Source organism: Nocardioides sp. NPDC006303 (assembly GCF_040613175.1).
In the GTDB taxonomy this organism is placed as follows: Bacteria; Actinomycetota; Actinomycetes; order Propionibacteriales; family Nocardioidaceae; genus Nocardioides.
Window position 1 is genome coordinate 33,500 of the sequence record NZ_JBEXRR010000013.1, and the last position, 19,697, is coordinate 53,196.

20 protein-coding genes are annotated in these 19,697 nt (G+C 69.3%); 9 read left to right on the top strand and 11 right to left on the bottom strand.

Annotation, left to right across the window (positions count from 1 at the left end; translation table 11 throughout):
* Window positions 1–63: 63 nt before the first annotated feature.
* The 4 genes from ABZY89_RS12375 (at window position 64) to ABZY89_RS12390 (ending at window position 5,179) form a co-directional block, all read left to right on the top strand.
* A complete protein-coding gene (locus ABZY89_RS12375) occupies window positions 64–1,266 on the top strand; it encodes an acyl-CoA dehydrogenase family protein (protein ID WP_355227487.1) in 1,203 nt (400 codons plus the stop codon).
* A gap of 74 nt (window positions 1,267–1,340) precedes the next feature.
* The gene (locus ABZY89_RS12380) at window positions 1,341–2,417 is read left to right on the top strand and encodes an acyl-CoA dehydrogenase family protein (protein ID WP_355227489.1); all 1,077 of its coding nucleotides are present in this window, start codon (window positions 1,341–1,343) and stop codon (window positions 2,415–2,417) included.
* Between the two features lie 586 nt (window positions 2,418–3,003).
* Window positions 3,004–4,245, top strand: a complete 1,242-nt coding sequence (locus ABZY89_RS12385; protein ID WP_355227491.1) for a DUF222 domain-containing protein — start codon at window positions 3,004–3,006, stop codon at window positions 4,243–4,245.
* Between the two features lie 274 nt (window positions 4,246–4,519).
* Window positions 4,520–5,179 (top strand): hypothetical protein, encoded by a 660-nt coding sequence (locus ABZY89_RS12390; RefSeq protein ID WP_355227493.1) that lies wholly within the window; start codon window positions 4,520–4,522, stop codon window positions 5,177–5,179.
* 22 nt (window positions 5,180–5,201) lie between these two features.
* Here ABZY89_RS12390 and ABZY89_RS12395 read toward each other — a convergent pair whose 3' ends face one another.
* Window positions 5,202–5,654: a MarR family transcriptional regulator gene (locus ABZY89_RS12395; RefSeq protein ID WP_355227495.1), complete on the bottom strand. Its 453-nt coding sequence runs from the start codon at window positions 5,652–5,654 to the stop codon at window positions 5,202–5,204.
* A 61-nt stretch (window positions 5,655–5,715) separates the two neighbouring features.
* On the opposite strand from ABZY89_RS12395, the gene ABZY89_RS12400 reads away from it, so the two are divergent.
* Window positions 5,716–6,084: a VOC family protein gene (locus ABZY89_RS12400; RefSeq protein WP_355227497.1), complete on the top strand. Its 369-nt coding sequence runs from the start codon at window positions 5,716–5,718 to the stop codon at window positions 6,082–6,084.
* Between the two features lie 27 nt (window positions 6,085–6,111).
* Here the strand turns inward: ABZY89_RS12400 and ABZY89_RS12405 are convergent, their stop codons facing one another.
* On the bottom strand, window positions 6,112–6,549 hold the full coding sequence (locus tag ABZY89_RS12405; protein ID WP_355227499.1) for a hypothetical protein: 438 nt from the start codon (window positions 6,547–6,549) through the stop codon (window positions 6,112–6,114).
* 91 nt (window positions 6,550–6,640) lie between these two features.
* Between ABZY89_RS12405 and ABZY89_RS12410 the strand changes: the two genes are divergently transcribed.
* On the top strand, window positions 6,641–7,159 hold the full coding sequence (locus ABZY89_RS12410; RefSeq protein WP_355227501.1) for a hypothetical protein: 519 nt from the start codon (window positions 6,641–6,643) through the stop codon (window positions 7,157–7,159).
* A gap of 9 nt (window positions 7,160–7,168) precedes the next feature.
* On the opposite strand, the gene ABZY89_RS12415 is transcribed toward ABZY89_RS12410, so the two are convergent.
* The 3 genes from ABZY89_RS12415 to ABZY89_RS12425 all read right to left on the bottom strand — a co-directional run bounded on the left by ABZY89_RS12415 (window position 7,169) and on the right by ABZY89_RS12425 (window position 10,938).
* Window positions 7,169–7,996 (bottom strand): alpha/beta fold hydrolase, encoded by an 828-nt coding sequence (locus ABZY89_RS12415; RefSeq protein WP_355227503.1) that lies wholly within the window; start codon window positions 7,994–7,996, stop codon window positions 7,169–7,171.
* A 171-nt stretch (window positions 7,997–8,167) separates the two neighbouring features.
* Complete coding sequence (locus ABZY89_RS12420) at window positions 8,168–9,277, bottom strand: nitronate monooxygenase family protein (protein ID WP_355227505.1); 1,110 nt, start codon at window positions 9,275–9,277, stop codon at window positions 8,168–8,170.
* Entirely contained in the window at window positions 9,274–10,938 is a 1,665-nt protein-coding gene (locus ABZY89_RS12425; RefSeq protein ID WP_355227507.1) for an acyl-CoA synthetase, read from the bottom strand. Before ABZY89_RS12425 ends, ABZY89_RS12420 begins: the two co-directional genes overlap by 4 nt.
* Window positions 10,939–10,992: 54 nt before the next feature.
* Between ABZY89_RS12425 and ABZY89_RS12430 the strand changes: the two genes are divergently transcribed.
* Window positions 10,993–11,790: a crotonase/enoyl-CoA hydratase family protein gene (locus ABZY89_RS12430; protein ID WP_355227642.1), complete on the top strand. Its 798-nt coding sequence runs from the start codon at window positions 10,993–10,995 to the stop codon at window positions 11,788–11,790.
* A 7-nt stretch (window positions 11,791–11,797) separates the two neighbouring features.
* Here ABZY89_RS12430 and ABZY89_RS12435 read toward each other — a convergent pair whose 3' ends face one another.
* Window positions 11,798–12,427 (bottom strand): cytochrome b/b6 domain-containing protein, encoded by a 630-nt coding sequence (locus ABZY89_RS12435; protein WP_355227509.1) that lies wholly within the window; start codon window positions 12,425–12,427, stop codon window positions 11,798–11,800.
* 113 nt (window positions 12,428–12,540) lie between these two features.
* Between ABZY89_RS12435 and ABZY89_RS12440 the strand changes: the two genes are divergently transcribed.
* A complete protein-coding gene (locus ABZY89_RS12440; protein ID WP_355227511.1) occupies window positions 12,541–13,119 on the top strand; it encodes a dihydrofolate reductase family protein in 579 nt (192 codons plus the stop codon).
* A 6-nt stretch (window positions 13,120–13,125) separates the two neighbouring features.
* Here the strand turns inward: ABZY89_RS12440 and fadD8 are convergent, their stop codons facing one another.
* The 5 genes from fadD8 to ABZY89_RS12465 form a co-directional block, all read right to left on the bottom strand.
* Entirely contained in the window at window positions 13,126–14,703 is a 1,578-nt protein-coding gene (fadD8, locus tag ABZY89_RS12445; protein ID WP_355227513.1) for a fatty-acid--CoA ligase FadD8, read from the bottom strand.
* A 68-nt stretch (window positions 14,704–14,771) separates the two neighbouring features.
* The gene (locus ABZY89_RS12450) at window positions 14,772–15,488 is read right to left on the bottom strand and encodes a PaaI family thioesterase (RefSeq protein ID WP_355227515.1); all 717 of its coding nucleotides are present in this window, start codon (window positions 15,486–15,488) and stop codon (window positions 14,772–14,774) included.
* 25 nt (window positions 15,489–15,513) lie between these two features.
* The gene (locus tag ABZY89_RS12455) at window positions 15,514–16,740 is read right to left on the bottom strand and encodes an NADH:flavin oxidoreductase (RefSeq protein ID WP_355227517.1); all 1,227 of its coding nucleotides are present in this window, start codon (window positions 16,738–16,740) and stop codon (window positions 15,514–15,516) included.
* Complete coding sequence (locus ABZY89_RS12460; protein WP_355227519.1) at window positions 16,737–17,618, bottom strand: SDR family oxidoreductase; 882 nt, start codon at window positions 17,616–17,618, stop codon at window positions 16,737–16,739. The genes ABZY89_RS12455 and ABZY89_RS12460 overlap by 4 nt, the downstream gene beginning before the upstream one ends.
* A 7-nt stretch (window positions 17,619–17,625) precedes the next feature.
* Entirely contained in the window at window positions 17,626–18,675 is a 1,050-nt protein-coding gene (locus ABZY89_RS12465) for an LLM class F420-dependent oxidoreductase (RefSeq protein ID WP_355227521.1), read from the bottom strand.
* Window positions 18,676–18,736: 61 nt separating this feature from the next.
* Between ABZY89_RS12465 and ABZY89_RS12470 the strand changes: the two genes are divergently transcribed.
* Entirely contained in the window at window positions 18,737–19,687 is a 951-nt protein-coding gene (locus ABZY89_RS12470; protein WP_355227523.1) for an OB-fold domain-containing protein, read from the top strand.
* Window positions 19,688–19,697: the final 10 nt, after the last annotated feature.

Sequence of the window (19,697 nt, forward strand, 5' to 3'; positions counted from 1 at the left end):
TGAGCCTGGTGGGCCTATTCGCTGGGCCTGTTCAAAACGTAGAACCTGTTCTAGTTTTATCACATGCATGTGGCCTTGACACCCGCCCAGGAGCAACTTCGCTCAGAGCTCAACTCCTATTTCGCCCAGTTGGTCACGCCGGAGCGCCGGGCTGCTCTCGCGCGGGCCTCGGGCGAGTTCGGGGATGAAGCGGACAAGGAGGTCTACCTCTCGACCATCCGGCAGATCGGTGCCGACGGCTGGCTCGGGATCGGCTGGCCGAAGGAGTACGGCGGCCAAGACCGCTCCATGGTGGAGCAGCTGATCTTCACCGACGCCGCCGCCGTGGCCGGGGTGCCGATCCCCTATCTCACGCTCAACACGGTCGGACCGACGATCATGCGGTTCGGGACCGACGAGCAGAAGGCGTACTTCCTCCCGAAGATCCTCGCCGGCGAGCTGCACTTCTCGATCGGCTACTCCGAGCCGGGCTCCGGGACGGACCTCGCCTCGCTGCAGACTCGCGCTGTGCTCGACGAGGGCTCCGGCGAGTGGGTGATCAACGGCCAGAAGATGTGGACCTCGCTGATCCAGTATGCGGACTGGATCTGGCTCGCCTGTCGGACAGAGCCGGAGGCGTCCCGCCACAAGGGGCTGTCGATGATCCTGGTGCCGACATCGTCCGAGGGGTTCTCATACACGCCGGTGCAGACCGTGGCCGGGGTGGGCACCTCGGCCACCTACTACTCAGACGTGCGCGTGCCGGCGTCGAACCTCGTCTCCTCGCGCGGCGGGGGCTGGGCGCTGATGACCAACCAGCTCAACCACGAGCGGGTCGCGCTGACCTCCGCGGCACCGCTGGTCCACTCGATCGGACTGGTGAAGGAGTGGGCGCGGACCACGGTGCTCCCTGACGGCAGCCGGGTGATCGACGCCGAATGGGTCCAGCTGGCACTCGGGCGAGCCCACGCACGCATCGAGGCGCTCTCGCTGATCAACTGGAAGCTCGCCTCGGACGCCGACCACGGGGTCGCGCTCTCGCCGGCCGAGGCGTCGGCGACCAAGGTCTACGGCTCCGAGCTCGCGACCGAGGTCTACCGCACACTGATGGAGATCGTCGGACCGCACGCGGGGATCACGGCCGACTCCCCCGGCGCTGTGCTCGCCGGCCGCCTCGAGCGGTTCCACCGCTCCTCGCTGGTCATGACCTTCGGCGGCGGCACCAACGAGATCCAACGAGACATCATCGGCTACGTGGGCCTCGGCCTCCCCGCCGCCAAGCGCTGACCCATCCACCCGTCGGTCGAGCCGCGAGCGCCAGCGAGCGTGTCGAGACCAACACAGTCGATTGCGAGAACACCATGGACTTCTCCTTCACCACCGAATCCGACGATGCCGCCGAGCTCGCGGCCAAGATCATCGGCGATGCGACCTCGGTCGAGCGGCTGCGTACGGTCGAGGCGGCTGCCGGCGACCGCGGCCGCTTCGACGCCTCCCTCTGGTCCGCGCTCGGCGAGGCCGGGCTGCTCGGGCTGCATCTGCCCGAGACGTACGACGGTGCCGGGCTCGGGCTCGTCGAGCTGTGCCGGGTGCTGGTCGAGGCCGGGCGGCAGGTCGCGCCGGTACCGCTCGCCGTGCACGGGCCGTGCGGCCTGTTCCTCGCCGAGACCGCGGCGGACGCCCTGACCGGCGTCGCCGACGGATCTCGCGTCCTGACGGCTGCGGTCGCCGAGGAGCACTCCCACCTGCCCGACGTCCCCATGGTCGTCGCCACGGGGGACACGGTCACCGGCGTGAAGACGCTGGTCAGGGCCGGAATGATCGCCGATGCGTTCCTGGTGACCGCGGCATCCCCGGACGGCACCGTCGGGGTCTTCCTGGTCGAAGCATCCGCCGAAGGCGTCGACCGCCGTCCGCAGCACACCAGCGACGGCGACGTCACCGCGCTCGTCTCGTTCGCCTCAGCCCCTGCCCGTCGCGTCGGGGACTCCTCGGCCGCTGCCCGGCTCGGCTCTTTGTTGACCGTGGCGGCGGCCGCCGAGCTCCTGGGCGTCACCGAAGGAGCCCTCTCGCTCACCTCGTCGTACGCCAAGACCCGGGAGCAGTTCGGCCGCCCCATTGGCACCTTCCAGGCCGTCTCCCAGCGACTGGCCGACGGATTCATCGACGTACTCGCCCAGCGGCTCACCCTCTGGCAGGCCGTCTGGCGGGTCTCCTCCGGCCTCCCCGACGCCGACCAGGTCGCCGTCGCCAAGCTCTGGGCCGCCGACGCCGCCCACCGGCTCGCACACACCACCGTCCACGTCCACGGCGGTGTCGGCATCGACCTCGACGGCGAGGCCCATCGCTATTTCACGACCGCGAAGCGCTTCGAGTTCGTCTTCGGCGGAGCCACGGAGCAGGCGCTGCGGATCGGGCGGTCTCTCGCTGCATCCTGAAACGTACCGACGTCTTGAGAGGCTCCGGCGGCTGCCGGGGCCTCTCTTTCGTGGCTGGTGTTTGTGCTGTATCGCGGAAAGTACCCATTGTGTGCGATAGCGCTTTGTCTTATTGACCACAGTCAATTCCTCGTCCAGGGCTGGCCGCCTTCGAGTGGGGATCTGGATGTGTGTCCGTTGGTCTCGTGCGGAGTTCCAGCGCGGGTGGGGCCAATACGGTGCCTGGGTTGGGAGATTTAGAAGCAGGGTGCCTGAGTGGGTGCCATTTGGCTGTCTTGCGGGCTTCCAGCAGCGGTCTGGCTTGGGTTTGGGATATCTGTCCCTGATTGGGTTTGGGTTCATTGGCTTTGTGTTGTGTGGTAGGCTCGGCGCAGGCGTAAACGTGAAGGCCGACCACCTCAACCGAGGCGTGCCCTATCCATCCGAGACACAACGGGTGTGGGGTAATCCAGGGGAACCAGGGGCGTGAACGCTGAGCTGCGAGGGTAAGTAATAGCCCGTGCTGCCGGGCCTCCGAGACCAGCGAACCCACCGGGATTCTGCACAGGCAGAAACCCTTGAGTTCGTACGTCGGGAGGTGACCGTGATGACCACGCTGCAACAGCCACAGCACCCTGTGCTCGGGGCGGTAGTCGCGGTCACCGCCTCGCTCGGCGCGGTTGCTGAGGCGAACCCTTCGTTCATGGCCACCGATCAGAAGGCCGCCGCCCTGCTCGAGATCACCCGGGCCAAGGCGCAGTTGGCTGAGCTCGAGCTGCGCGTGCTCGCCGTTGCTGACGATGTGGCCGCCGAGTCCGCGGCGCGGGATGTGGCGGCGTGGTTGCATCACCACACCCACCAGCGCCCCGAGACCCTGCGCGCCGACCTCCGGCTCGCTCAGGCACTGGACCGTACCTACGAGCTGATCGCGGCCGCGATGCGCCGTGGCGACTGCAACCCCGCCCAAGCCCACGTGATCGTGAATGCCCTCGACGACCTCCCCGCCGATCTCGATCCCGAGATCCGGGTCAAGGCCGAAGAGGCGCTGGTGGTCTATGCGACCCAGTTCGACCCCACCCAGCTCCGCCGCCTGGGCCGCCGGATCTTGGATCTGATCGCGCCCGAGATCGCCGAGGCCGAAGAAGCCAAACGGCTCGCTGCCGAGGAGGCCCACGCCCGGAAGAAGACCCGGCTCAGTATGCGGCGCCTCGGCGACGGCACCACCCGGATCACTGCGGTGGTCCCGGACGCGGCCGCGGACCGGCTGGCCACCAACCTGGAAGCCTTCGCCTCACCCCGCCGCGACGACGGCACCCGCACCGACACCGGCGACTACCTGCCCTACGACCGCCGCCTCGGGCGCGCATTCTGCCAACTGCTGGAGACCCTCGACCCGACCCGGCTCCCGATCCACGGCGGCGATGCCACCACGGTGATCGTCACGATCGACATCGACCAGCTCCGCAAGGAAGCCGGCATCGGCGACATCGTTGGCGGAACTCCGATCACCGCGGCCGAGGCACGACGCCTGGCCTGCACCGCCAACATCATCCCCGCCGTCCTCGGCGGCGAATCCGAAGTCCTCGACCTCGGCCGCAAGGAACGCTTCTTCACCGCCGCCCAACGCCGAGCCCTCCTACTCAGGTCGGCGACCTGTGAGGCCGAGGGCTGCGACATCCCCGGCACCTGGGCCGAGGCCCACCACTGGCTCGAATGGGCCCAAGGCGGGCCGACCGACCTCGACAACGCCGCCCTCCTCTGCAGCCATCACCACCACCGCGCCCACGACACCGCCTACCTCCACGAACGCCTACCCAACGGCGACATCCGCTTCACCAGACGCACGTAGAGATCCCAGGATCACCTGGGCCGTGTCTCCGCCTGCCCATCGGACACGCGCACATGGACGCGATTCCGCATGTTCGTGGCGGGCGTCTGTGCTGTATCGCGCCAAATCACAACCGCGTGCGATAGCGCTATGGCCTATCAGCCACCGGCGGAGGGCCGCCTGGGTGGGTCTTGGACAAAGGCCGGTCAAATCGCGTGCGGTGCCGGCCGATGCATGTCATCATCGCTCACAATTGAGAGCACTGCTCTCATTGCATCCACAAAGGAGCCCCGCAGTGACCGTCCCCCACGCCTCCCCCGACCGCCGCACCCAGATGGGCGCCGTCGCGTTTGCGATCGCTGGCATCCTCTTTACCGTCTACGAGGTCGTTGCCCCACGCGCCGACGAGACCACGCTTGACGGAGCGGCGGCGTGGGCCTCCGCCGGCTGGAGCATCGCGCACATCAGTGCCATCGTCGGACTCATTCTCATCCCGCTCGGCTATGGCGCGATCCGGGGCTTTCTCGACGGTACGCCACAGGAGAGGACCGCATTTCTCGCGGCCGTCATCGGCTACATCGGCTCCGGTCTGACGATCTCCTACTACGGCGCCGAGGTCTACGGGCTCAAGGCCATCGGCGAGCGCGCCGTGGCCGACGGCGACCCCAGCCTGACCGACGTGGGCAACGACTTCCGGCTCGACCCGACCGCGATGACCATCTTCGTGATCGGACTGTTGCTCGTCGCCGTCGCCGCCGTGCTCGTCGCGATCGCGGTCTGGCGCTCGGGGTCCCTGCCCCGCTGGAGCGCCGTCCCGCTGGCCGCTCTCCTGGTCACGATGCTCCCCCAGTACTTCCTTCCGCACGCGGGGCGGATCGTCTGGGGCGTCCTCGTCGCCGTCGCAGCCCTGTGGCTTGCCACTGCACTCTGGCGTGCTTCAAGGGTCCGCTCGTAACGTCCTCGCAACTGCGGGTCGTTCAGGCGCCGTCGCCGCCATCGCGCAGGGAGTGGATCATGCCTTGCAGGATCCGGAACGCGTCGGACTGATCGGCCGGACTCATGCCGGCCAGCATCCTCACCTCGACGGATCGGACCGCGACGGTGGCCTCCTCGAGCTTCCGCCGGCCTTGGGGCGTGAGTCGCGTGGGGAGGACCTTTCCGACGGGGGCCTCCGCCGGCCTGGTCACGTCGCCGTCTCGCTCCAAGGAGCGGAGCAGCACGTTCATCGTCTGGCGCGTGACGAACGCGCCCCGGGCGAGCTCGGAGTTCGACAGACCGGGCCGCTGCGCCAGCAGTTCCAGGCAGGCGTAGTGGGTGACGCTCATGCCGAGCGGGCGCAGCACCTCCTCCATCGCGGCGCGCAGGGCGCTCGACGCCTCCTTCAGCAGGTAGCCCAGCGACTTGTCCAGATCGACGCCATCTTGACCCATGTCAGTATTCTGACATAACTTCGTTGTGTCAGATAACTGACACACATCGAAGGAGCATCCCATGCCCGTCACCGGCCCCGACTTCATCTCGCTGCAGGCGCGCGACCTCGACGCGTCGCAGGCGTTCTACGAGCACTACCTCGGCCTCGTTCGCTCGCCGGCCGGGCCGCCGCACGCCGTCGTCTTCGAGACGAAGCCGATCGCGTTCGCGCTTCGCGAGGTCGTTCCGGGCACCGATCTCGACTCCGTCGCCCAGCCTGGCATCGGTGCCGCGATCTGGCTTCATGCCACCGATGTCCAGGCCATCCACGATGCTCTCGTTGCCGACGGGCACACCATCGTCTCCCCCGCGATCGACGGTCCTTTCGGGCGTACGTTCACCTTCGCCGACCCCGACGGCTACCAGATCACGCTCCACGACCGCGGCTGACGGCAGCTGAAGGGACTGCCAGCAGCGTCAGCCGCCGACACACTCGTCGTTGTCGCCGCCGGAGTAGCAGGGCGGGGCGCGATACCCGTCGTCCTCCCGCTCCGGCGCTGGTAGATCCACCGCGCCAGGGATGTAGCAGAGCAGGATCATCGCCGTGCCGACGATGACCAGCAGGCCCTGCCAGAAGGTCCCGAGCATTCGGCGGGCGGGGTTGAGCATGTGGGCGACCGCGCCGCACAGAAGCGCGGCGAGCGCGATCGCAGCCCAGACGCGGTACGCGGCGATGTTCGCCGGGTCGATCTCCGGCTGCTCACCGAAGAAGACCAGATAGACATCCAGCCAGTTCGCGGCCAGCTTCCCGATGGCGAGGAGAGCCACGACAGACGCAAGAGCCGTGGTGACGGGAAACCAGGGCACGCGCGTGATGCGCCAGCGGACACTGGCCGGGCGGTCGAAAGCGAGCATGCGACGAGTCTCGCGGCGCCGCGGCGTGGCGTGATGAGCCCGCGTACTCAACTCTTGACCTTCAGGTCGGTCGAAGGCCCAGCATCGAGGCATGACCGCGACCCCTGCAGCTGATCCGACGATGGACGCCATCACCACCGCCGTGACCCTTGGCCACCAAGGCGAGACCGCCAGAGCACGACAGGAGCTGCTCGCCGTCTGGGAAGAACTCGGAGTGCTGGGCGATCCGCTTCACCGGTGCACGCTCGCCCACTACCTCGCCGATCTGTATCCCGATCCGGCCGAGGCACTCCTCTGGGACGTACGCGCCCTCGACGCCGCAGCCGCCCTCACCGACGATCGAGCCGGTGAGCACCATGCGGGCCTCGAGGTCGCCGGCTTCTATCCGAGCCTGCACCTCAACATCGCCGACAACCTGCGTCGCCTCGGCTCCTTCGAGGCAGCCGCCGAGCAGATCGACAAGGCGGAGGAGCGTGTGGCCGCGCTGCCGCAAGGGCCGTACGGCGACATGATCCGTACCGCGATCGGCGGTGTCCGCGACGCGATCACAGCTCGCGACACCATGCCCCGGTCGAGCTCTCCGACCGTCAATGGGACCGAGGATGGCTGAGCCTGCGCATCACGGCCGAGTCGCCTTGGCGATGGTCGAGAGGATCGCGTCGGCCGCCGCCTGCGGAGCCTTGGTGGGGATCCAGTGGCTGACCCCGGTCAGCTCGATGAACTCGTAGGGACCGGTGACGGAGTCCTCGTTTCCCTCCAGGGCCGTCCGGCCGATCGCGACGTCGCCGTTGCTCCAGAGCATCGTCGTCGGCACCGAGACGCGGCCGACGCGCGGGGCCAGGGGCAGGGCGCGATACCAGCCCAGACCACCGGGCAGCGCGCCGTAGTCGACGATCTCGTCCCGGAAGCGCTCGACGTCTTCGTCGTTCCAGCCACTCCCCCGCATCATCCGCTCCATCCGGCCGTCTCGCCCGGAGACCAGCTCGGGCAGCAGCGGGATGTTGAAGAGCGCGATGTAAGCCGACTTGCGCCGCTGCGGACCCTTCATCGACCGAGCGAACGGGACCGGGTGCGGCACCGACATGGCGGTCCAGCTCCGGACCAGGTCGGGTCGCTCGGCCGCCACTCCCCAACCGACAGCACTGCCCCAGTCGTGACCGGCCAGGTGCACCGGCCGGCCGATCTCGTCGATGAGCGCCACCACGTCCTCGACCAGCTTGCCGGCGCCATAGCCGAGGCGCGTACGCGGCCGGGCGCCCGGCGAGTAGCCGCGCTGGTCCGGGGCGATCGTGCGGAAGCCGGCCTCGTGCAGGATCGGTGACACCTCACGCCAGCAGGTCGCCCGCTCCGGGAACCCGTGCAGGAGCACGACCGGGTCACCGTCGGCCGGGCCAGAGTCGATCACGTCGAAGGTGAGTCCGTCACGTACGTAACTCGAGATCGTCACGCGGCCATCCTGTCAGTGCCTCTTCCGCCTCTGTGGCGGAGTTGTGGTGTGCGGTAGCGGCGCCGACGACCACGGTGTGCGATAGCGCGCTGAGGTAAGGCGCGACGGAGTCGCGGCATGAAGAAAGGCGCCGGCTCGGTCGACGAGCCGGCGCCTTCGTGGCGCTTCGGACTATCCCTCGGCGATCGCGTCCAGGCGCTTGACGGTGGCCTCGAACTCCGCGATGAGGTCGGCCATGACCGCGGCGACGGGGCGTACCTCGTTCATCCGGCCGACGATCTGCCCGACCGGCATCGCGACGACGTCGGGATCCCCGGCGGCGTTGATGCGGTTGTGGGCGTCGGAGACGAGCAGGTTCTGCAGCGGCATCGGCAGCGGCGCGGGCGAGCCCTCGGCTTCCCAGGCGTCGGTCCACTTCGACTTCAGCAGCCGGGCGGGCTTGCCGGTGTAGATCCGCATCCGGCGGGTGTCGGCGGAGGTGGCGCGGGTGAAGGCGCTCTCCCAGCCGGCGTGGGTGTTGAGGTTGCGATACTCGCTCGTCCCGAGCCAGATGGAGCCCGTCCAGACTCCCTGCGCACCGAGCGCCAGCGACGCGGCGATCTGCCTACCCGAGCCGATCCCGCCGGCACCCAGCACCGGCACATCCGGACCGACCGCGTCGACGATGTCGGGCTGGAGCACCATCGAGGCGATCTCCCCGGTGTGCCCGCCTGCCTCGTAGCCCTGGGCGACGATGATGTCGACGCCGTTGGCGACGTGCGAGACCGCGTGCTTCGGGGCGCCGGCCAACGCAGCGACCTTGACCCCGTGCTCGTGCGCCTTCTCGATCACGTCGTTGGGCGGGGTGCCGAGCGCGTTGGCGATCAGCACCGGCCGGTGCTGCAACGCGACGTCGACGTGCGAGCGCGCGGTCGAGTGCAGCCAGCCGAGGACGCCCTCGCGCCCCTCCCCCTCCGGCAGCGGCGGTACGCCCAGCGAGAGCAGCGTCTTGTCGACCCACTCGGTGTGCTCCGCCGGGATGTAGGCGGACAGGTCGGTCGAGGTGCCCTCGGTCGGGATCTTCATCGGCATGACGACATCGACGCCGTAGGGCTTGCCGTCGGTGTTCTCGTCCATCCACGTCAGGGTGCGGTCGAGCTCCTCGGCGTCGTTGAAGCGTACGCAGCCCAGCACGCCCAGGCCGCCGGCCTTGGAGACCTCCGCGGCCACGTGCTCCGAGGGGGTGAAGGCGAAGATCGGGTAGTCGATCCCGAACGCCTCGCACAGTGCCGTACGGATCATGCCTTTGCTCCTTCGGGGTCCTGCTCTGTTGCGGTCGCTTGGGTGGCCAGGGCGATCTCCTTGGCCTTGGGGTACTGGGCCTTGCCGGTGGCGTTGCGGGGCACCTCGTCGACGATGGTCAGGGCACGCGGCAGCTTGTAGCCGGACAGGTGAGCCCGCAGGAAGGTACGCAGCCCCTCCAGCTCGATGGTCGCGCCCGGTCGCGGCTGGACCACCGCGGCGACGGCCTGGCCGTAGCGCTCGTCCGGGATGCCGACGACGAGCGTGTCGTAGACGTCGGGGTGCGCCTTGATGGCGGCCTCGACCTCCTCGGGGTAGACCTTCTCGCCGCCGGTGTTGATGCAGTTGGAGCCTCGTCCGAGGAGGGTGAGGCGGTTGTCGGTCTCGATCCGGGCGTAGTCCCCCGGGATCGCGTAGCGGATGCCGTCGATCTCGACGAAGGTCTTCGCCGACTTCTCGGGGTCCTTGTAGTAGCCGACCGGCACATGGCCCTTGCGGGCGGTGCGCCCGATCTTGCCGACGTCGGTGGCGAGGTCGAGCGGGTGGCCGTCGTCGCCGATCACGGCGGTGTGGGCACCCGCGGTCACCACGGGTCCGTCGGTCGAGAGCGCGGAGGCGTCCTGCAGGCCGGTGCCCTGGAAGCCGGTCTCGGTCGAGCCGATCGAGTCGGTGAAGACCGCGTTCGGGAAGGCCCTCATCCAGCGTTCCTTGACCGACTTGGAGAAGATCGCGGCCGAGGAGGCGATGGCGAACAGCGACTGGCCGTCGAAGCTCTGCCCGTTGCCGGGACCGGCTTCGTAGGCGTCGATGAGCGGCACCGCCATCGCGTCACCGGTCATGAACATCATCTGGACCTTCTCGCGGTCGACGATCTCCCAGGTGCGTACGGGGTCGAACTTGGGCTCCAGGATCGTCACCTGGCCGGCGAAGAGGTGCATCAGCAGGCTCGCCTGGGCGCCGCCGTGCATCAGCGGGCTGAGCGGCAGGGTGATGAGCCCGTCGCCGGCGGCCTGCTTGGACTGGTCGTACTCCTCCAGCGGCACGCCCGTCATGAAGTCGATGCCGCCACCGAGCACGCGCCAGAAGTCCTCGTGGCGCCACATCACGCCCTTGGGGAAGCCGGTGGTGCCACCGGTGTAGATGACGTGGATGTCGTCGGGGCTGCGCTCGCCGAAGTCGCGCGCGTCAGACTGCCCGGCCAGGGCCTCCTCGAGCGTGACGCCGCCGAACGAGCTCAGGTCGGAGTCGTCGTGGGGCTCGAGCGGGTTGGGGACGGCGACGAACGTCTTCAGCCCCTCCAGCTTCGGGGAGACCTCGGCGACCAGCGGCGCGTAGACGCGGTCGTGGACCAGGGCCTTGAGGTCGGCGTTGCCGAAGAGGTACTCCAGCTCGCCGGCGACGTAGCGATAGTTCACGTTGATCGCGACGGCACGGATCTTGAGGATCGCGAGCAGGGCGATGACGTGCTCGACGGAGTTCTTGGAGTAGAGCCCGACGTGATCGCCCTTCCCGATCCCCTGGCCGGCCAGGTAGCGGGCCAGCTTGTTGGACTCACGCTCGAGCTCTGCGTAAGTCACTTTGCGGTCGCCGACTTGGACCGACACCTTCTCGGGCGCGGCGTCGACGGCGTGTTCGAAGAGGTCAGCAAGGTTCAGCGCCATGACTGCGAGACTAGAACACGTTTCAGTTTTCCGCTAGGGTCTGATGTTATGCCGATCACAGAATCTTCTGCTCAGCCGCACGCGATCGTCGAGCAGGACGGCCACAAGCTCATCGTCACGATGAACCGTCCCGAGCGCCGCAACGCCCTCTCCTCCGAGATGCTGCGGATCATGGAGGACGCCTGGGACCGGGTGAACTCGGACCCCGAGATCCGGGTCTGCATCCTGACCGGCGCGGGTGGCTACTTCTGTGCCGGGATGGACCTGAAGAAGGCCGACGAGAAGCCGCCCTCGGAGTCGTTCGAGGAGGGCTTCGACCCGACGGTGATCAAGGGCCTGCTCAAGGGCTTCCGGCTCACCAAGCCGCTGGTCGCCGCCGTCGAGGGCCCCGCGATCGCCGGCGGCACCGAGATCCTGCAGGGCACCGACATCCGGGTCGCCGGCGAGTCGGCCAAGTTCGGCGTCGCCGAGGCCCGCTGGTCGCTCTACCCGATGGGAGGCTCCGCGGTCCGGCTCCCCCGCCAGATCCCCTACACCGTCGCCGCCGAGCTGCTGCTGACCGGACGTACGCTGCTCGCCCCGGAGGCCAAGGAGCTCGGCCTCATCGGCCACGTCGTCCCCGACGGCACCGCGCTCGAGAAGGCCCACGAGCTCGCCGACATGATCGCCGCCAACGGGCCTCTGGCCGTCCAGGCGATCCTCCGCACCATGCGCGAGTCCGAGGGCAAGCACGAGGAGGAGGCCTGGGCCGACGACGCCAAGGTCGGCGCCGCCGTCTTCGCCTCCGAGGACGCCAAGGAGGGCCCCAAGGCCTTCCTGGAGAAGCGCAAGCCCGAGTTCAAGGGACGCTGAGGCCCCGTCAGGCCCGACCCTTCCTGACGTACGCAGCCCCTGGCAGCATCCGCGGAAGCAGCCCACGCCGCAGCACCAGCAGCAGATGGGCGCCCAGCGCAACGAAGAACGCGATGTGGGCGGCGATGTGCAGCGCGACCACGTCGTCGGAGACCGCCACCAGCGCGAGGCCGGTGAGCGGGACGACGAACATCAGCGAGAGCAGCACCCGCTCGGTGACATGGGCGAGCCGTCGGTCGGTCGCGGTGAGTCGCGGGTCCCACGGTGGTAGCGGGGCGATCATGCGCCAGGCGACACGCAGACCGCCGAGAAGCAGGATGGCCAGGCCGAGCAGGATGTGCAGCTCCGGCAGGCTGATGCCGTCGGCGCCGATGCTTCCGCCCCACAGGTCGGCCCAGGCGGTGTCGAGCGAGCCCTCGTCGCCGACCCGGGCCTCGCAGGCCTCCTCGAGGCGGTCGATCCGCTCCTCCTCCGCGTCGGAGGTGTCCCCGCCGCTGCGGTCCTCCGCCGGCGGGTCGCAGTCGGTCTCAGTCGACATGGCATAGCCGACCACGAACTGCATCACGAAGGCGGCGACCGTCAGCCAGTGAAGGGTCTTGGCGACGACCCCATAGCCCGTTGCCGACGTGCTTGACATCAGGAGGCAGCGTAGCGGGACCGCCGAGCTCATCGTGTCGGATCGGCAGGATCTCGATCGTGGTGTTGGTGAGCGCCGCCGTCCGCGGCGCCTGACCACCACCAGGAGGATCCATGTCCAGCACCTCACGCACACCTGTCCGTCTGTCCATGTCCATGACCCTGGACGGCTTCGTCACCGGCCCGGACGACCGCCGCGGCCAAGGGCTCGGTCGGGGCGGCGGGCGGATCTTCGACTGGCTCGACGACCGTCACGGCGCCGGGGTGAACGGCGACGTCTATCGCGAGTACCTCGCCACGGGGGCGCTGATCTCCGGGCGGCGTACCTATGAGCTCGCCGACCGCTGGGGCGGCGACCACCACGACGGCGTGCCGATCCACGTGCTCACCCATCACCCCGACGACGTCCCGCCGGGCAGCGCCCGCTACTTCACCGACGTCGACCGGTGCGCCGACGAGGCCCGGCAGGCGTCCGGCGAGAAGGTCGTCATGGCCCACGGCGCCGGGCTCGCTCAGGCGCTCCTCGCCGCGCGCCAGCTCGACGAGATCGAGGTCCATCTCGTGCCCGTGCTCCTCGGCGCCGGGAGACGGCTCTTCCCCGACGACGGCGTCGGGCCGGTCGAGCTCGAGCTCACCCGGCGCCTCGAGGGCCGCGGGGTGACCCACCTTCGCTACGTGGTGCGCTACCCCTGACGTACGTCACTGCGAGAAGCGGGCGCGCAGGGCCTTCTTGTCCGGCTTGCCGAGGGCGGTCATCGGGATCGCGTCGATCTCGATGACCGACTTGGGCGCATGGACGGAGCCCTTCCGCTCCTTGACCAAGGCCTGGATCTCGGTGACGACCTCGTCCGAGAGCACGGCGTCAGGACGAGGGACGACCACGGCCGTGACCGCCTCGCCGAACTTCTCGTGCGGGGTGCCGATGACGGCGACCTGGGCGACCACGGGATGGGTCGCGATGACGTCCTCGACCTCACGGGGGAAGACGTTGAAGCCGCCGGTGACGATCATGTCCTTGGTGCGGTCGACGATGTACCAGAAGCCGTCCTCGTCCTCCCGGGCGACGTCGCCGGTGTGCATCCAGCCGTCCCGGAACGTCTCGGCGGTGACCTCGGGCAGCTGCCAGTAGCCGCCGGAGAGCAGCGGTCCGGCGACGCAGATCTCGCCGGGCTCACCAGGAGCGACCGGATGGCCGTCCGCGTCGAGCAGGGCCGTACGGACCAGGGCGGACGGCCGGCCGCAGGAGGTGAGCCGATGGGTGAGCGGCTTCCCGTCGGCGTCGACGTGGTCGCCCTTGGCGAAGTAGGTGATCGCCATCGGCGCCTCGGACTGGCCGTAGTACTGCGCGAAGATCGGCCCGAATCGCTCGATCGCCTCCGCCAGGCGCACCGGGTTGATCGCGGAGGCGCCGTAGTAGACGGTCTCGAGGGAGGACAGGTCGCGGGTGCGGGAGTCCGGGTGGTCGAGGAGGGCGTACAGCATCGTCGGGACCACCATCAGCGAGGAGATCCGCTCGCGCTCGATGGTCTCCAGGACGGCGGCCGGGTCGAACCTCGGCATCACGAAGAGGGTACCGCCCTTGATCACGACGGGCACGAAGAAGGCGGCGCCGGCGTGCGAGAGCGGTGTGCACATCAGGAACCTGGGCGCCTCGGGCCACTCCCACTCCGAGAGCTGCACCTGGGTCATCGTCGCGAACGACCCGGACAGCCCGATCACGCCCTTCGGCTTCCCGGTCGTCCCGCCGGTGTAGGTGATCGAGGTGACATGGTCGGGCGGGAGCAGCCTCGCCGCGAGCGGCTCGACCGGATAGGTCTCCGCGGCGGCGACGAGATCGACGCCGACATCGGCCAGCTGCGGCGGGACCGGCCCGATGGTCAGCACCCGCTTCAGCCCAGGACACATCTCCAGCAGCTCGACCGCGCGATCGGCGAAGTAGGGGTCGATGATCAGACCGGTGATCCCGGCATCGTTGATGACGTACGCCTGGTCCTCCGCGCTGCCCAGCGGGTGCAGCGCCGTGCGCTGGAATCCCTGGGTCTGGCCGGCGCCGAGGATGAAGAGCACCTCGGGGCGGTTGAGCGCGAGCAGCGCGGTCGCCGAGCCGGTGCCGGCGCCGAGCGCCTCGAAGGCCTGGACGTACTGACTGATCCGCGCCGCCACCTCCGCCCCGGTCAGACTCACGTCTCCGAGATGAATGATCGGACGGTTCTTGTGGCGCTCCAGCGCCGAGACCATCAGATGACCGTTGTGGGGACCGATGCGCCTGGTATCCATGCCCGCACCCTACCGCGAAACTAGAACGTGTTCTAGTCCCGTGCGAGGCTGCTGCGGCGAGAGTCGATTCAGGCGTCGCCGACGTGGTCCCGGTCGACGGCGGCCATCGCCTCGCGGGCCCAGCGCGGCAGGATGAAGATGCCCTCGGCCTCGACGCACAGCACCGGCTCGGAGCCGTCGGCCGGCCGGGTCAGCAGCCGGCCGCGCACGACCGCCTTCACACCCTCGGTCGATGCGATCCGCGCCTCGCCGCGCAGCGGACCCAGCGGGGTCCCGTGCTTGTAGACGATCGTCAGGGTGCCGGTCATCCCGGGGCGACCACCCGCCGAGGCGGCCTCACCCAGCAGCTGGTCCAGGATCAGCGCCGAGACACCACCGTGGACCAGCCCCGGCGGGCCCTCGTACGCCGGACCAAGCTCGAAGTCGGCCCAGACATTCTCGCCGTCGCGCTGGACCGCCAGCGGCGGGGCGAAGGCGTTGCCCTTCCCGACCACCGGGTTGCCGTAGTTGCGGAAGCCGCCGTCCGCACCGAACCGGACCCCGTGCGGACCAGGCAGCGCCTCGGCGAGCAGCTCATCGGTCAGCGCCTCGACCCGGCGGCGTACGTCGTCGAGGACCGCGTCCGAGACCTGGGTGCGTACGACCGCATCGACGAGCCCGCGCACCGAGTCGGTCAGCGGGACCAGCGTGGCCTCCCGCTCCTTGATCTCAGCCTTGGTCATGTCGTCGTGGACGTATCCGGCAGGAGCCTGCGGGTGGTGGGCGCGTCCGTAGTGCATGGACATCTGGTTCCTCGCCTTCAGGATGGGCTCAGCACGATGGGGGCAGCAGGATCGGGTGAGCCTCACGGTAGACGTGCTCGTCGTCGAGGTGGCAGTGGGTCCCCGGATAGATGGTCGACATGCACAGGTTGCAGTGGGTGCATCGCGACACCGTCGCGGGGTCGGTCCGGAGCCGGTTGACGAGGTCCGGCTCGCGAAGCAGCGCGCGGGCCATCGCGACGTACTCGAAGCCCTCGTCCATCGCGGTCCGCATCCCGGTCAGGTCGGTGACCCCGCCGAGGAGGACCAGCGGCATGCTAAGCGCGCGGCGGAACTCGCGGGCGTTGTCGAGGAAGTAGAGCGGCTTGTAGGGGTACTCCTTGAAGAAGCCCTTGCCCACCATCCGCATGCCCATCCTGATCACCGGGTGCAGCGGCATGTTGGCCGCCATCTCGCGGTAGGGAGCGTCGCCACGGAAGAGGTACATCGGGTTCATGAACGAGGAGCCGCCGGTGAGCTCGAGCGCGTCGAGGTGGCCGTCGGACTCGAGCAGGCGCGCGAACTCGACCGACTCGGGCAGGTCGAACCCGCCGCGGTAGCCGTCACGCATGTTCATCTTGGTGAGCACAGCGACCTGGTCGCCTACCGCCTCCCGCACCGCGGCCAGGATCCGGCGCGGGAACGAGGCCCGGTTGGCCAGCGACCCGCCGTACTCGTCGGTGCGCGGGTTGAGGCGCGGGCTGAGGAACGAGCTGGGCAGGTAGTTGTGGCCCAGGTGCACCTCGATCGCGTCGAAGCCGGTCTCGACCGCCATCCGGGCCGCGGCACCGTGCTGCTCGACGACCCGGGCGAGGTCTGCCGCGGTCGCGGCGCGGTTGAACGCCATCCCCAGCGCGTTGAACGACCGCGTCGGCGCCAGCGACGGCACCCCGTTGGACTTGGCGTTGGCCACCGGGCCGGCGTGACCGATCTGGGCCGAGACCTTCGCGCCGGTCGCCTGGACCTCCTCGGTCAGCCGCCGCAGCCCGGCCAGCGCCTCCGGGCGCCAGTAGATGCAGTCGGCATGCGTACGTCCCTCCGGGGACACCGCGAGATAGGCGACCGTGGTCATCCCGACGCCGCCCTCGGCGACGGCGAGGTGGTAGTCGATCAGCCGGTCGGAGACCAGCGCCCCGGGCGAGGCGCCCTCGAAGGTCGCCGCCTTGATCACCCGGTTGCGCAGGGTCACCGGACCCAGCGACGCCGGAGCGAGCGGGTCGGTCGTGGAGTCGGTCATGCGCGTACCTTCCTGAACTCGCGCATCCTGCGCAGATAGCCCCGCAGTCGTCTGCCCGGCACCGGCCGCGGCCAGTCGTCGGCGCGGAACCAGGCGTCGGTACCGCCGTCGACCACGACGACGCTGCCGACCATGAAGTCAGCCGCAGGGCCGAGCATGTGGATCACCCAGTCGGCGACCAACCCCGGGTCGCCGTAGCCGCCGGCCGGGACCGGGAACGACCGGATCGCCTTCGCCTCCCCCGGCGTCGCGAGCTGCTTCTCCAGCAGCGGCGTCAGCACCGCGCCCGGCGCGATCGCGTTGAGCCGGATCCCGGCCTGCACCCACTCGGGCTCGACCGCGCGCCGCCGCACCCAGCGGGTCACGGCGACCTTCGAGGCGCCGTAGGCCATCGCCGGCGCCTGCTTCCCGAAGATCCGGTACGCCTTCAGCGCCCGCTCCGCGTCGCCCTCGAGCAGCGCCGCGACCGCCCGTGCCGGGATCAGCGGCATGGTGGTGGTCGAGTTGCTGGAGAAGACCACGACCTTGGCGTTCCCTGTGGCGGCGAGCGCCTCGCGCCAGCCCTCGAGGAGCTCGACGACGCCGAGGTAGTTGACCTGCGTGATCAGAGCGGGCCGATCGCGCCCCGGCGCCGGCCCCAGCCCGGCCGCGAGGACCGCGCCGTCGAGCCGGCCGCCACAGGCGGCGAGCACCTTCTCCGTCGCGTCGCGGCGACCCTGAGGCGTCGACAGGTCGGCGACGACATCGGCCCCGGCGACGTCGACTGTCACGACCCGGTCACCGGCGGCGAGGAGCCGTTCGACCACCGCCGCTCCCATCCCCGAGGCCGATCCGGTGACGGCGTAGACCGCCATCAGCGTGCTTTCCCGGAGATGCACCCAGCCGTCATCCGAGCACCTCGGCGATGCGGTGGACGTCGGCGGCCGAGCCGAGGCTCAACAGCAGCGTGGTCACACCGGTCTCCTCCCACTGCGCCACCTTGTCGCGTACCTCGCCCTCGGTGCCGATGATGTGCAGGTCGTCGACGAGCTCGTCGGGGATGAGGGCGGTGGCCTGGGCCTTGTCGCCGGTCAGGTAGAGCGCCTGGACCTGCCCGGCGAGCTCGGCGTAGCCCATCCGCTCGAAGACCTGGTTGTGGAAGTTCTGCTCCTTGGCGCCCATCCCGCCCATGTAGAGGGCCGCGAACGGCTTCATGGCCTCGAGCGCGGCCTGCTTCTCCTCCGCATCCGCGACGATCTGGAGATGGCAGGTCGCGGCGATCTCGAAGTCCTCGGCCGTACGCCGCGCCCCGGGTCGGGCGAAGCCCTCGGCCAGCCAGTCGGCGTACATCGGGGCGGATCTGGGGGTGTAGAAGATCGGGATCCAGCCGTCGGCGATCTCGGCGGTCTGGGCGACGTTCTTGGGACCTTCGGCGCCGAGCCAGATCGGGATGTCGGCGCGCAGCGGGTGCACGATCGGCTTGAGCGGCTTGCCGAGCCCGACCGAACCCTCGCCCGTGAAGGGCAGCGGGTAGTGCGGCCCGTCGTTGGTCACGGGCGCCTCCCGGGCAAGCACCTGGCGGATGATCGAGACGACCTCGCGGGTTCGGGCCAGCGGCTTGCCGAACGGCTGGCCGTACCAGCCCTCGACCACCTGCGGACCGCTCACGCCGAGCCCGAGGACGAACCGGCCGCCGGAGAGATGGTCGAGGGTCAGTGCGTGCATCGCGATCGAGGTGGGCGTACGCCCGGACATCTGCACGATCGAGGTGCCGAGACGGACCCGGGAGGTCTCCCGGCCCCACCAGGCCAGTGGCGTGAGCGCGTCGCTCCCCCAGGCCTCGGCGGTGAAGATCGCATCGAACCCGGCCTCCTCCGCGGCGGCGACGAGCTCGCCGACACCGGTCGGTGGCTGTGCGCCCCAGTAGCCAAGCTGTAGCCCCAACTTCACTCTCATCGACTCCTTAGTCACCACGTAAAGGTTGTGGCCAATACTAGAACGTGTTTCACTTTCTGTCATGAGTCGCACCTTGCAGGCACCCGTGACGGTCGCCTTCGACTACACCAGATCCACAGGCCCGGTGATCGGCCGCTTCCTCACCGGACTACGAGACACCACCATCGTCGGCGGCCGCCTCGGCGACGGTCGAGTCGCAGTCCCACCCCCTGAGTACGACCCGGTCACGCACCAGGCCGTGACCGAGTTCGTCGAGCTTCCCGACACCGGCACGGTCACCTCGTGGACCTGGGTCAGCGAGCCCGTCGCCGGCCAACCGTTCGAGAGGCCGTTCGCGTACGCCCTGATCACCATCGACGGCGCCGACACGCCGTGGCTGCATGCGGTCGACGTCGCCTCCCCCGACGACATCGAGACCGGGATGAGGGTCCGAGCCAGATGGGCGCAGGAGCGGACCGGCTCGGTCAACGACCTAGTCTTCGAGGCCGACGGCGGCGACCAGCCAGGCACCCCGGCGCCCGCCGGAGGCGAAGACGTCAGCCTGATCGTGACCCCGGTCAGCCTCGACTACCACTACGCGGCCTCGCCGGAGGAGTCATCGTTCTTCCGCGGCCTGGCCGAAGGCCGGATCCTGGGCCAGCGGTGCCCGAAGTGCCGGAAGGTCTACGTCCCGCCGCGGGGCGCCTGCCCGACCGACGGGGTGCCGACCGCGGAGGAGATCGAGCTCTCCCACGTCGGCACGGTGACCACGTTCTGCGTCGTCAACGTCCCGTTCCTGGGGCAGAAGATCAAGCCGCCGTACGTCTCCGCGTACGTCCTCCTCGACGGCGCCGACATCGCGCTGCAGCACCTGATCCTGGACATCCCGGCCGACGAGGTCCGGATGGGGATGCGGGTCAAGGCGGTCTGGAAGCCGCGCGACGAGTGGGGCACCAGCATCGAGAACATCAGCCACTTCGCGCCGACCGGTGAGCCGGACGCGGACTTCGACAGCTACAAGCACCACCTGTGAGGAGCGCTCA

Excerpts from the sequence above, each read along its gene's own strand:
- ABZY89_RS12375 (WP_355227487.1), top strand. The coding sequence starts at position 64 with ATGCATGTGGCCTTGACACCCGCCCAGGAGCAACTTCGCTCAGAGCTC.
- ABZY89_RS12380 (WP_355227489.1), top strand. The coding sequence starts at position 1,341 with ATGGACTTCTCCTTCACCACCGAATCCGACGATGCCGCCGAGCTCGCG.
- ABZY89_RS12385 (WP_355227491.1), top strand. The coding sequence starts at position 3,004 with ATGACCACGCTGCAACAGCCACAGCACCCTGTGCTCGGGGCGGTAGTC.
- ABZY89_RS12395 (WP_355227495.1), bottom strand. The coding sequence starts at position 5,654 with ATGGGTCAAGATGGCGTCGATCTGGACAAGTCGCTGGGCTACCTGCTG.
- ABZY89_RS12400 (WP_355227497.1), top strand. The coding sequence starts at position 5,716 with ATGCCCGTCACCGGCCCCGACTTCATCTCGCTGCAGGCGCGCGACCTC.
- ABZY89_RS12405 (WP_355227499.1), bottom strand. The coding sequence starts at position 6,549 with ATGCTCGCTTTCGACCGCCCGGCCAGTGTCCGCTGGCGCATCACGCGC.
- ABZY89_RS12410 (WP_355227501.1), top strand. The coding sequence starts at position 6,641 with ATGACCGCGACCCCTGCAGCTGATCCGACGATGGACGCCATCACCACC.
- ABZY89_RS12420 (WP_355227505.1), bottom strand. The coding sequence starts at position 9,277 with ATGATCCGTACGGCACTGTGCGAGGCGTTCGGGATCGACTACCCGATC.
- ABZY89_RS12425 (WP_355227507.1), bottom strand. The coding sequence starts at position 10,938 with ATGGCGCTGAACCTTGCTGACCTCTTCGAACACGCCGTCGACGCCGCG.
- ABZY89_RS12435 (WP_355227509.1), bottom strand. The coding sequence starts at position 12,427 with ATGTCAAGCACGTCGGCAACGGGCTATGGGGTCGTCGCCAAGACCCTT.
- ABZY89_RS12440 (WP_355227511.1), top strand. The coding sequence starts at position 12,541 with ATGTCCAGCACCTCACGCACACCTGTCCGTCTGTCCATGTCCATGACC.
- fadD8 (WP_355227513.1), bottom strand. The coding sequence starts at position 14,703 with ATGGATACCAGGCGCATCGGTCCCCACAACGGTCATCTGATGGTCTCG.
- ABZY89_RS12450 (WP_355227515.1), bottom strand. The coding sequence starts at position 15,488 with ATGTCCATGCACTACGGACGCGCCCACCACCCGCAGGCTCCTGCCGGA.
- ABZY89_RS12455 (WP_355227517.1), bottom strand. The coding sequence starts at position 16,740 with ATGACCGACTCCACGACCGACCCGCTCGCTCCGGCGTCGCTGGGTCCG.
- ABZY89_RS12465 (WP_355227521.1), bottom strand. The coding sequence starts at position 18,675 with ATGAGAGTGAAGTTGGGGCTACAGCTTGGCTACTGGGGCGCACAGCCA.
- ABZY89_RS12470 (WP_355227523.1), top strand. The coding sequence starts at position 18,737 with ATGAGTCGCACCTTGCAGGCACCCGTGACGGTCGCCTTCGACTACACC.